Origin of the sequence: Amycolatopsis sp. NPDC006131, assembly GCF_040614175.1 — a bacterium.
Classification (GTDB): Bacteria; Actinomycetota; Actinomycetes; order Mycobacteriales; family Pseudonocardiaceae; genus Amycolatopsis_E; species Amycolatopsis_E tucumanensis.
Genome location: NZ_JBEXTX010000171.1, coordinates 1 through 11,851 on the forward strand (window position 1 = coordinate 1; position 11,851 = coordinate 11,851).

Genomic DNA, 11,851 nt, shown 5'->3' on the forward strand with positions numbered 1-11,851 from the left:
GAGCGGTGCTCGGCGCGGCCGGTGGGCTTTGCGAGTTGCCTGCGGCGGCTGCCCAGCCATGCGCCTCGCGCATGGTGGCCGCCCACCCGGGCGTGCGGCTTGGTCTACTTGGTCGTCTTCGGCGTGGTCGCGTTCGCCGGGCGCTTGGCCGGCGTCGTGCTCCGGCGGGTGGCCGGGGCCTTCGTCGTGGCGGTCTTGGGGGCCGGCTTGGCCTGCTCCTCCTTGACCTCGTCCTCAATCCGGTCCGCGACGTCGTCCGCCGCCTCGGCGACCTTCTCGCCACCGGCGCGGGTCCGCTTCGCGACCAGGCCGAGCACGTCCTCGACCTTCTCGCGCGCCTCGGTGCTCACCTCGCCGACCCGCTCCTGCGCGGTGGTCAGCGCCTCCTCGACCTGCTCGACCACGCTCTTCACGCGCGGCTCGGCGAGGAACTTGTCCCACGCCTGCTCACCGGTCTCGGCCAGCTTGTTGTACAGCTTGAGCGCGGCCTCGGTGTACTCGTCGATCAGCTTGCGCAGCTCGGTCGGGTCGAGCTTCTCCCGCAGGGTGGTCACCTCGGTCGGCAGCTCCTCGATGTTCTTCCGCGCCACCTCGCTGCCCTCGACGACCCGCTCGCGGGCCTTGCCCACGGCGTCGACCACGGCCTGGCCGGCCAGGTTGCCGGCGCCCAGGGCGGCCAGCAGCGGGGTGCGGAGCTGTTCGATGGCGGTCTTGGTGCTGGGCATTGTGCTCACTCCTTGGCGATGACGGTTGCTTGTCCTCGATCGCCGCCCGCCGCCGCGTTCTCCCGGCGGAACGACTCGTACACGTCGAGCAGGACCTGCTTCTGCCGCTCGGTGAGCTCGGCGTCCGCGCGGATCGCGTCGGTCACCGGTCCACCGTTGGGCAGGTCGAGGATTCCGGCCTGCACGTAGAGCGCTTCCGCGGAGATCCGCAGCCCCTTGGCGATCTGCTGCAGGATCTCCGCGCTGGGCTTGCGCACCCCGCGCTCGATCTGGCTCAAGTACGGATTGGACACTCCGGCGAGCTTTGCCAGCTGCCGCAAGGAGATCTTCGCGTTGTTGCGCTGCTGGCGGATGTACTCGCCGATCCCGGAGGCGATGTCGGCGACCTTCTCCACCGGTCCGCCCGCCGAGTTCTCGTGGCCGTTGTCCTCCGACATGTCAGTCCATCTCCTCGCGACGATTTCAACGGTACGCGCGGGTGCTAGCTATTGCAAGCACCCTGCTTGCAACCATCGGGTGTTACTTGAGTCACCCGTTACGGTGGGGGTGTGCACAGCACGGCACGCCGCCGACGCCAGCTGGCCGAGTCGCTGCGCCGGGACGGCATGATCACCGATCCGGCCTGGCTGGACGCGTTCCGGCGGGTGCCGCGGCATGCCTTCGTGCCCCGGTACTTCCTATCCCAGCCCGGTGGCTGGCGCGCCGTCGACCGCACCGATGGGGACTGGCTCGACCACGTCTACGCCGACCAGGTCCTGGTCACGCAGCTCGACGGCGATCCGAGCGCGTGGGAGCGCGCTCGCCGGGAGGGCGTGGTGCGTGGCAACCCGACGTGCTCGTCGAGCATGCCTGGGATCATGGCGGTGATGCTCGAGGAGCTGTCGGTGCACAGCGGGCACCGGGTGCTGGAGATCGGCACCGGCACCGGTTACAACGCCGCCCTGCTCTCCGAACGGCTCGGCTCGTCGCTGGTGTCCACAGTGGATGTGGACGAGGAGCTGGTGCGGCTCGCTTCGGAACGCCTGTCGCTGTGCGGGTACCACCCGACGGTCGCGGTCCAGGACGGCGCGGAAGGCTTGCCGGACGGTGCGCCGTACGACCGCGTGTTGTGCACGTGTTCGGTGTCGGAGGTGCCGATCACGTGGCTGGAGCAGGCGACGCGCGGGGCGATCGTGGTGACCACCCTGAACCGTCCGATCGGCGCCGGCCTGGTGCGGCTGATCGTGATGCCCGGCCCGGTCGCACGGGGCCGCGTGCTGAGCCGCGACGGCCGGTTCATGCCGCTGCGGGCGCACCGTCTCGCGGATCCGGCGTCGCTGCCGGAGATCGCCGGGCCCGCGCGCCCCACGGAACTGTCCGCGGAGGTGGTCCTGCACCCGTCGAGCCGGTTCGAGTTCTTCGCCGGGCTGGCGCTGCCGGGGGTGGTGCCGGTGTTCCGCGGCGAGGACGCGTTCCTCCTGCACAGCGACGGTTCCTGGGCGCGGGTGACAACGCACGCCGACCGAACGACGGTGGCCCAGGGCGGCCCGCGACGGCTGTGGGATCTGACCGAGGCCGCCTACCGGCAGTGGACCGCGCTCGGCAAGCCAGCCCGGCAGCGCTTCGGGATGACCGTGACGCCCCAGCACCAGGAATTCTGGCTGGACGACCCCGACGGCGACCACCGCTGGCCGCTGCAATAGATCAGGCGGCCGCCGACTGGCCCGCGGCGCGCTCTGCCAGCGACGACCCCCGCGATCCCGGAGCACTCCCTGCGCGTAACGACGAGGCCCGCACTCCGCGCACCCCAGAACGACCTCCGGCAACCAACACCCGACGCACCCCCGCCAGCAACCACCGACAACCCACCAGGCACACCCGCTAGCGATCACCGATAGCCAGCGCACACCACGCGCCAACCACCAGCCACCTCCCCAGCGGCGAGCACGCCGTTTGCCGGCTCCACAGCCGAGCCCACAGCACCCAGCCCTCGGTCACTCCGCATCCAGCCCGACGGCCGCGACCCACCGTCGGTCGTCGCGCTACGGCAACCGGCTTTCGACCCAGCTCGCGACGTGCTCGACGCTCGCGGCGAGCGGCGCGGTCGTCGTGTCGAAGAGGGTGACCGGCGGGTCGAGGGTGTCGGCGTTCTTGTGCAGCCACGTGTTGAACTCGAGCATCTCGGCGATGCGTGGTTCGTCCCAGCCGCGCCAGGCGGGGCGCGCCCGCAGCCGCCGGGCGAGCACCTCCGACTCGGCGACCAGTGCGAGGTAGTGGATCTCGCTGAACAGCGCACGCTCGGGCAGCGTCTCGAACTCCGGGGGCACCACGGTGCCGCACAGCACGACCGGGCGGCTGTTCTGGTGCACCATCGCGGCCATGCGCAGCCAGGTGCCCCGGAACGTCGGGTGCCCGTTCACGTCGTCGCGGAGGCCGGCCACCCACAGCACGTCCTGCTCCAGCACCGTGACCCGCCCGCCGAGCCGCTCGACCAGGGCCGGGCCGACGGTGGACTTCCCCGCCCCGCTCGGTCCGGTCAGCGCGAACAGCGGCAACCGCCGGAAGGGCCAGCGGTGACCACACCGGTGGCACCACCGGACGTCGCCCTCCACGGCCGGGACCTCAGCCAGGTCCCCGCATCGAGGGCAGATGCGGGGATCCAGCATCGCTTCCGGCATGTGTCAGTCGAAGAGCTGCTCGAGGAAGCTCCGCTTGCGGTGACCGCGGTGGCCGTACGGGCGCGGCGAATCCGAGTAGTACCCGCCGCCCTGGTACGGCCGGGGCGAATCGGAGTAGCCGTGCCCACCCCGGTACGGCCGGGGCGAGTCGGTGTGCCCGTGGCCGCCGTACGGGCGCGGCGAGTCCCGGTACGGCGCGGTGTGCCCGGCCGCCCCCTGGTACGGCGGCGGAGCAGCGGCGGGCCCGCCGTAGTAAGCGCTCTCCGCGCCCACGATCTGCTCCAACTCGCCGCGGTCCAGGAAGATGCCCCGGCAGCCTTCACACTGCTCGATGTGGATGCCGTTCTTGTTCACGGTCCGCATCACGTTTTGACACTTCGGACAAATCACGTATGCCACCCTACGCATGATCCGGCCCGCCGGGAGTGGGGTCCGCCAGTTTCCCGCCCGGAGCTCGTCATTCCGCTCGCAGCGCCTCCACTCTGGTGACCGCCCGGAGCGCGGGCAACGCCGCGCCGGTCACCGCGAATACCAGGACCACCGCCGTCACGGCGGTGACACCGATGAAGCCCGCGTCCACGTGCAGGCTGATGTCCGCGCCCAGCAGCCGCACGAGGAGGGCGCCGGTGCCGATCGCCACCGCCACGGCGACCACGACCCCGAACACGAGCGGGATCGCGTTCTGCCAGAGCAGTGACCGTCCCAGGACCGGCAGCGGCACACCGGACGCGTGCATCGCCGCGAAGGCTCTCCGCCGTTCGCTCAGCTGCCCGGCCAGCAGCACCAGCAGACTGACCGCCGCGATGACGAGTCCCAGCAGACCGCCGGTGTAGAGCAGCCTGTCGACCGCGGCCAGGAAATCGTTCCCCCCGCCGTAGTACTCGTCCTCGCTGTACGCCGTCGCCTGCCACCCGAGCGGCCCGAGCGCGGCCCGGACCCGGTCCAGGGCACTCGTCTCGCCTGGAGTGAGGAGGAGCTCGATCATCCGCCCGCCGTCCGGCAGGTGCTGGGCGCTCGCGGCTGCCGGCGTCACCGCCAGGCCGACACCGTGGGCGACGCCAGCGGTGCCGGGAGAGATGGGCGCCGCTTCCGCCGGGACCGTGAACGGCGTTTCGTCCACGGTCATGGTCGAACCTGGCTGGACTCCCGACCCGGCCACGACGTACACGGCGCCGTCGACACACCCGGACGTTCCGAAGAGGCGCTCCAGCACCGGGCACGGCGCGACCAGCGATTCCACCGGCCCGCCGGTCCCAGGGCGCGCCGCCAGCCGTTGGATCGGGTACGCGCCGACCAGCCCTGGCGTCCCCTCGAGCAGGCGCATCGCCTCCGCTTCGGCGTCGTCGGTGACGCTGAGGTTCCCGGTCCCGGTACCGGTGGCGACCCGAGCGCGATCCGCGTCCGCGGCGGCCGAGCCGATCATCGTCTGCAGCGTGATGACCCCGGCCAGCACGACCACCACGCCTGCCACGACACGGTCGGCGTGCCGCTGTCGAGCTGCAGCCGCCGGACGGCCAGTTGCCACGCCGGGCTCCCGCCCCGGATCCGCCGCACCACCAAGTCGGTGATCCACGGCATGACCGCGGGCACGCCGATCAGCAGGAGCGTCGACCCGGCGAGCAGGAACGGCAGGGTGCTGGCCGGACGGGACGACACTCCCAGCAGCTTGTCCGGCAGCAGAAGCACGACACCGAGCGCGATCAGGACCAGCCGCCACCACAGCCGTCTGCGCTCCGGCTTCGCGTTTCGCAGGACCGCGAGCGGTTCGACGACGAGCCGCCGCAACCCGAACCAAGCCGGCCCGACCGCGAGCACCGGGACGAGCAGAGCCACCACCACCCCCAGTGGCCAGCCCGGCACGAAGTCCGGGCGGAAGACGGTGATCCCCTCGAACTCCAGCCCCGCGGCCGACCCCCGCACCGCGAAGTAGATGGCCAGGCCCAGCACGCCGCCGGCCAAGGCGCCGGCCAGCGATTCGCCGGCGGCGATCCGGTGCACCTGCCCGCGCCGCGCGCCCGCGAGGCGGAGCGTGGACAGCCGCCGCTCACGCTCCGCACCGCCGATCCGGCTCGCCGCGCTGAGCAGGACGAGCATCGGGATGAGCAGCACGACAACGCCGACGATCAGCAGGAAGACCAGCTGCGGGGACGAGGAGCCCGGTGCCCCGCCCGCCCCGAAACCGGTGACCGCGACTCCCCCGTTCGCGGCACGGATACCAGTGGTGCCGACGTAGGCGAACAACTCGTCCGGGCCGGCGAGCCCCTCCGGTGCGATGGTGCCGACCACGCGACCCGGGAATCGCTGCTGCAGCAACGGGTCCACCGCGAGCCGCTCCGCGAGCGCCGGCGACAGGACCGTTTCACCGGCTTGCGGGATCGCGACCAGACCGGGTGGAACCGGCGCGTCCGGGCCGACGGCGTCCAGCCAGGTGATCGTCAACGTCCGGTCTCCCACCGGGGTGAAGTTGGAAGACAGGTACAGCGACGCGGGCCCGTCCACGGCCGCCGGTTCGCGCGCGGCGATTCGGTCGCTTCGCTCACTCAGGGCGTTGATCGTGCTCGCGAGCAGCAGGAGCATCGCCAGCGACAGACCGATGCCGATCGTGGTCAGCACCAGACGGGGCAGGTTGGCGCGGAACGTCCGGCCGCCCCCGACGGCCAGCCGGAAGCCCAGCGCGAAGTCGTTGAGCCAGCTCACGGGACGGCCACCCGCTCCGGTGTCCGGCCGTCCCGGACGATGACCTCGCGGTCGGAGTACGCCGCTACCCGCACATCGTGCGTGACCAGCACTACCGCGGTGCTCAGCTCCTTCGCCGCCGCCACAAGCAGGCGCATCACGCGTTCGCCGCTGAGGGAGTCCAGCGCTCCCGTCGGCTCGTCCGCGAAGACGACCTTCGGCGTGGTGATCAGGGCCCGCGCGATCGCCACCCGCTGCCCCTGGCCGCCGGACACCTCACCGGGCCGCTTGCCTGCGAGGTCACCGAGCTCGAACCGGTCGAGAGCCGCCCGCGCCGAGGCCTCGGCCGGCTTGCGCTTCATCCCGCCCAGCCGCAGCGGCAGCGCGACGTTTTCCAGGCACGACAGCTCGGGGACGAGCTGGCCGAACTGGAAGACGAACCCGAACTCGCTGCGGCGCAACGAAGATCGGTCTCCGTCGGACAGGCTCGCCAGGTCGCGCTCGCGGTAGACGACCCGGCCGTCGTCCGGCGGCACGATCCCGGCCAGGCAGTGCAGGAGCGTGGACTTGCCCGACCCGGACGGCCCCATGACGGCGACGATCTCCCCCGCGTCGATCTCGAAGTCGGCGCCGCGCAACGCCTCGGTGGGCCCGAACGACTTGCGCAGACCGGTGGCACTGAGCAGGCTCATGCCTTCACCTGCCCGGCGAGCTCGTCGAGGCGGGCCGCGGTCAGTTCGAGCCAGCGCAGGTCCGCTTCCAGGTGGAACAGCGCGTGGTCGCAGATCAGCGTGTCCGCGAGGTCGCCCTCGGCTTTGCGGCGGGTCAGCTCGCGCATGACCTTCAAGTGCGCGGCGCGCTGGGTGTCGAGCACCGTCGCCGCGTCGCGACCGGACATCAACGCGAGCACGACCTTGGTGTACAGCGTGTTCTGCAGGTACGCCTCCGGCTTCTCCGGAGTGCTGAGCCACTGCTCGACGTCGGTGATCCCGGCATCGGTGATCGCGTAGCTCTTGCGCTCCGGACCACCGCCCGGCTCGACCCCGCTCTCGGTGACCAGGCCGTTGCGGAGCAGGCGCGCCAGCGTGGCGTACACCTGCCCGTAGTGCAGCGGCCGGTCGTGGCCGAAACGCTCGTCGTACGCGCGTTTGAGCTCGTAGCCGTGCCGGGGGCCCGCCTCGAGCAGGCCGAGAAGTGTTTGTCCGATCGCCATGGACAGGACTATACACACGGTGTAGAGTCACTGTCTATACACCCGGTGTATAGCAAGAACCCCCAGCGCGAGTGGGAGTGGCAAGCGCTGGGGGCTCGAGCGGGCGATCCAGCGGTCGCCTCTCGGCGAAAGGCGCGACACGGCTCCAGCAGGACTGGTGTTCCGTGACGGCGAAGAGGTGAGGCCCGGGGGACACGGACCGGATCGGCCACCCGGTCCAGCAGCGCCCCTCGACTACTTGTTCCAGGAGGTCAGCAGGCACAGAGACAAAACGGGTGACCGGCCGGATCGGCGTAGACCCGGAACCTCGATGCGTCGTCGAGCATTTTCGCGCCCAGCGACAAGGCGCGGCTGTGGGCCGCTTCGAGATCCGTCACGTCCAGGTCCAGGTGGAGCTGCTGCGGAACATCCTGCCCCGGCCACTCCGGCGCACGGTAGGACTCGACGCGCTGGAAGGAGACCCGGACTCCATCCAGACCGTCGAGGACCACCCAGCTGTCGTCGTCCACCTTCGGCTGCGGCAGGTCCAGCAACCGCGCGTAGAACCCGGCCAGCTCCACCGGATCCGGGCAGTCGAGAACGATCGCGCCCAGTTTCGGAACGGCACCCATGCGATTCCTCCAGCACTCGAACGGCCAGCAAGCGGATAACCAGTGAAAGGAGTATGCAAGTTACGCGACACGTCCGCAACCACCGTCCGGCTTACACTGGTGACGTGAGCTCGACGGACGTGTCCCTCGTGGTGGATTTCCTCAATACCCTCGACGTGGAGGACGACACTGATGTGCTCACGAACGCAGCCTCGTGGCGCGCCTGGAGCCATGAACGCGGGCTGGAAGCGGGCCCGGTGTCCGCGGCGCGGTCCGCCCGCACGGCCCTGCGCGCCGCGGTCGGCGACACCCTGGACGCGTCGCCGCTGGCGGTTCCGGTCACGATCGAACTGGCCGTCGGCGGGCCGGCCCTGGTCACCCGCGACGCGGTCGGTGCCGTGATGGCCGCGGCCGCCAGGTTGGCGGTGCTCGGGCAGTGGACGCGGGTGAAGATCTGTCCGGCGGACGACTGCCGCTGGGCGTTCTACGACGAATCCCGCAACCGCTCACGCACCTGGTGCTCCATGCAGGTGTGCGGCAACCGGGAGAAGGCGCGCAGCTGGCGCGAACGCCGGGCCTGAACACCCGGTGGAGTTGCCCACAGCACACCTGTGGACAACTCGTCCACCTGTGGACAACCCGGAAAGATGCAGGTCAGCGCATCTGCTGCGCCGTGTCGGCTGCCGAAACACGCCTCCACCGTCCTGCGGGGCAGCCGGACGCGCTTGGCTGCCACCAGCCGGGCGTGTCATCGGCTGTCCTGACGCCGCGCCGTGCAGGGCGGAACCGTCGGGCCGCGGTAGGTCAGAACAGCAGCTGGGCCACGGTGTAGATCACCAGGCCGGCGAGTGCGCCGACGACGGTGCCGTTGATGCGGATGAACTGGAGGTCCCGGCCGACCTGCAGTTCGACCTTTCGCGAGGTCTCCTCCGCGTCCCAGCGCTCGACGGTGTCGGTGATGATCGTGGTGATCTCGGTGGAGTAGTTGCGCACCACGTAGGCAGCGGCGCCCTGCACCCAACCGTCGACCTTGCCGCCGAGGCCTTCGTCGGTCACCAGGCGCTCGCCCAGGTTCCGCAGGCCCTCGCGGACGCGGCGGCGCAGCTCGCTCGACGGGTCCTCGGCCGCGTTGAGCAGCATGCCCTTCGCGGTGCTCCACGCCGAACCGATCAGCTTCTGCACGTCGGGGTGGTCGAGGATCTGCTGCTTGACCTGCTCGGCGCGGGCCATGGTCTCCGCGTCGTTCTGGAGGTCCTGGGCGAACTCGCCGAGGAACTTGTCCAGGGCCAAGCGCATCGGGTGGTTGACGTCGGTCTTCACGGCCCACGCGAACGACAGGACCTCGCCGTACACCTTGTCGGCCAGCATCGCGTCGACGAACTTGGGCGACCAGCTCGGGGCGCGGTCGGAAACCACGCGCAGCACAGTGGCGTGGTTGTCGCGCACCCACTCGTACGCGCGGTCGCACATCAGGTCCACGAGCTTGTAGTGCGCGCCGTCGGCGAAGACCTGCTCCAGCAGCTTGCCCAGCGGCGGGCCCCACGGCTGCTCGACGACCCGCCGCACCACCGCCTGCTCCATGACGGCCTGCACGTCCTCGTCCTTGAGCACCGTCACGACACCGCGCACGACGGTGGCCAGTTCGGACGTGACCCGCTCGGCGTTCTCCGGCTTGGCCAGCCACTCGCCGAAGCGCCGGGAGACCTGGACGCGCTGCAGCTTGTCGCGGACCACGTGCTCGGACAGGAAGTTCGTGCCCACGAACTCGCCGAGGCTGCTGCCGATCATGTTCTTCTTGCTGGGGATGATCGCGGTGTGCGGGATCGGCAGGCCGAGCGGTCGCCGGAACAGCGCGGTCACGGCGAACCAGTCCGCCAGCGCGCCGACCATGCCCGCCTCGGCGGCGGCCCGCACGTAGCCGACCCAGCCCGGCCAGCCGGCCGACTGCGCCCACGTCGTCAACAGGAAGATCACGGTCGCGCCGAGCAGGAAGGCGAGCGCCACCAGCTTCATCCGGCGCAGCGCCCGCCGCTTGCCCTCCTGGTCCGGGACCGGGGGAAGGCCGATGTCAGCGGGGGTCAGTTGCTCCACGACCCCATTGTCCGTGAGGATCGGCCATTATGCGCGAACCAGCTCTCGTCCCCCGGCTGCGGCCGTTCACGTCGACCATCTTCGCGGAGATGACCGCGCTCGCCGTGCGCACCGAAGCGGTCAACCTCGGCCAGGGCTTCCCGGACACCGACGGACCGTCCGGAATGCTCGACGCCGCGAAGAACGCGCTGTTCGGCGGCGCGAACCAGTACCCGCCCGGGCCAGGGCGGCCGGAACTGCGGGCGGCGATCGCACGCCACCGGGCGCGCTACGGGCTGTCCTACGACCCGGACAACGAGATCCTCGTCACCGCCGGCGCCACCGAAGCCATCTCCGCGACGCTGCTGGCGCTGACCGAGCCTGGCGACGAGGTCATCGTGATCGAGCCGTATTACGACTCGTACGCGGCGGCGGTCGCGATGGCGGGAGCGACCCGGCGGGTGGTCTCGCTGGTGGAGGGTGCGGACGGGCGGTTCGCGCTCGACCTCGACGCGCTGCGGGCCGCGGTCACCCCGGCGACGCGCGCGATCCTGGTGAACTCGCCGCACAACCCGACGGGAACCGTTTTCACGCGCGAGGAGCTGTCGGCGATCGCCGACCTGTGCCGGGAACGGGACCTGATCGCTGTCACCGACGAGGTGTACGAGCACCTGGTCTTCGACGACGCCGAGCACGTGCCGCTGGCCGCGTTCCCGGGGATGCGGGACCGGACGGTGTCGATCTCCAGCGCGGGCAAGACGTTCAACTGCACCGGCTGGAAGATCGGCTGGGTGTGCAGCAGCCCGGAACTGGTGGCGGCGGTGCGGGCGGCGAAGCAGTTCATGACCTTCGTGTCCGGCGGGCCGTTGCAGCCGGCCGTCGCGCATGCGCTCGACCACGAACTGCCGTGGGTGGAGTCGCTGCGGACTTCGCTGGCGGCCAAGCGCGACCGGCTGTCGGCGGGCCTCGCGGCGGCGGGCTTCAGGGTGCGGCCGAGTCTCGGCACGTACTTCGTGTGCGCGGACGTGCGGCCGCTGGGCTTCACGGACGCTGCCGAGCTGGCGTGGCAGCTGCCGGAGCGGGTCGGGGTGGCAGCCGTGCCGGTGAGTGTGTTCACGGACAACCCGGCGGAGTGGCGGCACGTGCTGAGGTTCGCGTTCTGCAAGCGGGACGAGGTGCTGGACGAGGCGATCGAGCGGCTGCACAAGCTGGCCTGAGCGCGGTTCGGCCCGACGGAGGCGGCGCATCGGCGCGAATACCTTGCCCGGGCGCGATCACGGGTGGGTGGGTGCACCGCGAGATCGCGGCCGGGCTCGTGGATGGGCATAGCCGGGGGCGCACCGGGGCGCGAGGCTGGAGCGCCGGACGGCTTTGGCCGGAGGGCCGAGAGGTCGCAGCGCCGGGAGCCGGAGCGCCGAAAGCGCCGCAGCATCGGGAGGCCGGAGCGCCGGGAGGCCGGAGCGCCGGGAGACCGCACAGCACCGCAGTGCCGGAAGGCCGCGGGCGAAGGGCCGCAACGTCCAGAGCTGGAATGCCCAGAGCCGCAACCGCGCGGCGTCCGGCCGGAGCGCCGGAACTGAAACGCCGGAATAGCCGGTCGAGCCAGCGCGCCAGCGAGCTGGTCGAGCCGGAGAGCCGGGGAGCCAATCGAGCGGGAGAGCGGAGAGCCGGGGAGCCAGTCGAGCCGGACACGGAACTCCTGCACCCGGCGGCCGACGCAGTGCGCCGCCGGGCCCGGTGAGCCCTCCGGCTCGCGCGCCGCCGCAGCGAGTCCAGTGCGCGGCCGCGCTTCTCCGCCTCGCACGCCGCCGCAGCGAGTCCAGTGCGCGGCCGCGCTTCTCCGCCTCGCGCGTCGCCGCAGCGAGACCAGTGCGCGGCCGCGCTTCTCCGCCTCGCACGCCGCCGCAGCGAGACCAGTGC

Annotated in this window: 13 protein-coding genes; 3 read left to right on the top strand and 10 right to left on the bottom strand. The window is 71.3% G+C overall.

Going from position 1 to position 11,851, the window contains the following annotated elements; all coding sequences use genetic code 11:
* Positions 1–104 precede the first annotated feature (104 nt).
* Together ABZ215_RS41420 and ABZ215_RS41425 are read right to left on the bottom strand one after the other, a co-directional pair.
* Positions 105–725: a membrane protein gene (locus ABZ215_RS41420; RefSeq protein ID WP_020419557.1), complete on the bottom strand. Its 621-nt coding sequence runs from the start codon at positions 723–725 to the stop codon at positions 105–107.
* 5 nt (positions 726–730) lie between these two features.
* The gene (locus ABZ215_RS41425; protein ID WP_020419556.1) at positions 731–1,162 is read right to left on the bottom strand and encodes a helix-turn-helix transcriptional regulator; all 432 of its coding nucleotides are present in this window, start codon (positions 1,160–1,162) and stop codon (positions 731–733) included.
* A 111-nt stretch (positions 1,163–1,273) separates the two neighbouring features.
* Between ABZ215_RS41425 and ABZ215_RS41430 the strand changes: the two genes are divergently transcribed.
* The gene (locus ABZ215_RS41430) at positions 1,274–2,407 is read left to right on the top strand and encodes a methyltransferase domain-containing protein (RefSeq protein ID WP_354956265.1); all 1,134 of its coding nucleotides are present in this window, start codon (positions 1,274–1,276) and stop codon (positions 2,405–2,407) included.
* A 339-nt stretch (positions 2,408–2,746) separates the two neighbouring features.
* Here the strand turns inward: ABZ215_RS41430 and ABZ215_RS41435 are convergent, their stop codons facing one another.
* From ABZ215_RS41435 to ABZ215_RS41465, 7 genes are all read right to left on the bottom strand, one after another.
* On the bottom strand, positions 2,747–3,370 hold the full coding sequence (locus ABZ215_RS41435) for an AAA family ATPase (RefSeq protein ID WP_354956267.1): 624 nt from the start codon (positions 3,368–3,370) through the stop codon (positions 2,747–2,749).
* Between the two features lie 15 nt (positions 3,371–3,385).
* On the bottom strand, positions 3,386–3,790 hold the full coding sequence (locus ABZ215_RS41440) for a zf-TFIIB domain-containing protein (protein ID WP_084506127.1): 405 nt from the start codon (positions 3,788–3,790) through the stop codon (positions 3,386–3,388).
* Between the two features lie 49 nt (positions 3,791–3,839).
* Positions 3,840–4,844 (bottom strand): FtsX-like permease family protein, encoded by a 1,005-nt coding sequence (locus ABZ215_RS41445; protein WP_354956270.1) that lies wholly within the window; start codon positions 4,842–4,844, stop codon positions 3,840–3,842.
* A complete protein-coding gene (locus ABZ215_RS41450; protein WP_354956272.1) occupies positions 4,802–6,079 on the bottom strand; it encodes an FtsX-like permease family protein in 1,278 nt (425 codons plus the stop codon). Before ABZ215_RS41450 ends, ABZ215_RS41445 begins: the two co-directional genes overlap by 43 nt.
* The gene (locus ABZ215_RS41455) at positions 6,076–6,750 is read right to left on the bottom strand and encodes an ABC transporter ATP-binding protein (RefSeq protein WP_354956274.1); all 675 of its coding nucleotides are present in this window, start codon (positions 6,748–6,750) and stop codon (positions 6,076–6,078) included. The genes ABZ215_RS41450 and ABZ215_RS41455 overlap by 4 nt, the downstream gene beginning before the upstream one ends.
* Positions 6,747–7,271 (bottom strand): PadR family transcriptional regulator, encoded by a 525-nt coding sequence (locus ABZ215_RS41460; protein WP_354956276.1) that lies wholly within the window; start codon positions 7,269–7,271, stop codon positions 6,747–6,749. The genes ABZ215_RS41455 and ABZ215_RS41460 overlap by 4 nt, the downstream gene beginning before the upstream one ends.
* A 251-nt stretch (positions 7,272–7,522) precedes the next feature.
* Positions 7,523–7,882: a VOC family protein gene (locus ABZ215_RS41465; protein WP_020419549.1), complete on the bottom strand. Its 360-nt coding sequence runs from the start codon at positions 7,880–7,882 to the stop codon at positions 7,523–7,525.
* Positions 7,883–7,986: 104 nt separating this feature from the next.
* Here ABZ215_RS41465 and ABZ215_RS41470 point away from each other — a divergent pair, with 104 nt between their 5' ends.
* Complete coding sequence (locus tag ABZ215_RS41470) at positions 7,987–8,442, top strand: CGNR zinc finger domain-containing protein (protein ID WP_354956278.1); 456 nt, start codon at positions 7,987–7,989, stop codon at positions 8,440–8,442.
* A gap of 223 nt (positions 8,443–8,665) precedes the next feature.
* Here ABZ215_RS41470 and ABZ215_RS41475 read toward each other — a convergent pair whose 3' ends face one another.
* Entirely contained in the window at positions 8,666–9,952 is a 1,287-nt protein-coding gene (locus ABZ215_RS41475; RefSeq protein WP_020419547.1) for a DUF445 family protein, read from the bottom strand.
* A 29-nt stretch (positions 9,953–9,981) separates the two neighbouring features.
* Between ABZ215_RS41475 and ABZ215_RS41480 the strand changes: the two genes are divergently transcribed.
* Positions 9,982–11,148: a pyridoxal phosphate-dependent aminotransferase gene (locus ABZ215_RS41480; RefSeq protein WP_354956280.1), complete on the top strand. Its 1,167-nt coding sequence runs from the start codon at positions 9,982–9,984 to the stop codon at positions 11,146–11,148.
* Positions 11,149–11,851 lie beyond the last annotated feature (703 nt).

Excerpts from the sequence above, each read along its gene's own strand:
- ABZ215_RS41420 (WP_020419557.1), bottom strand. The coding sequence starts at position 725 with ATGCCCAGCACCAAGACCGCCATCGAACAGCTCCGCACCCCGCTGCTG.
- ABZ215_RS41425 (WP_020419556.1), bottom strand. The coding sequence starts at position 1,162 with ATGTCGGAGGACAACGGCCACGAGAACTCGGCGGGCGGACCGGTGGAG.
- ABZ215_RS41435 (WP_354956267.1), bottom strand. The coding sequence starts at position 3,370 with ATGCTGGATCCCCGCATCTGCCCTCGATGCGGGGACCTGGCTGAGGTC.
- ABZ215_RS41440 (WP_084506127.1), bottom strand. The coding sequence starts at position 3,790 with ATGCGTAGGGTGGCATACGTGATTTGTCCGAAGTGTCAAAACGTGATG.
- ABZ215_RS41455 (WP_354956274.1), bottom strand. The coding sequence starts at position 6,750 with ATGAGCCTGCTCAGTGCCACCGGTCTGCGCAAGTCGTTCGGGCCCACC.
- ABZ215_RS41460 (WP_354956276.1), bottom strand. The coding sequence starts at position 7,271 with ATGGCGATCGGACAAACACTTCTCGGCCTGCTCGAGGCGGGCCCCCGG.
- ABZ215_RS41465 (WP_020419549.1), bottom strand. The coding sequence starts at position 7,882 with ATGGGTGCCGTTCCGAAACTGGGCGCGATCGTTCTCGACTGCCCGGAT.
- ABZ215_RS41480 (WP_354956280.1), top strand. The coding sequence starts at position 9,982 with ATGCGCGAACCAGCTCTCGTCCCCCGGCTGCGGCCGTTCACGTCGACC.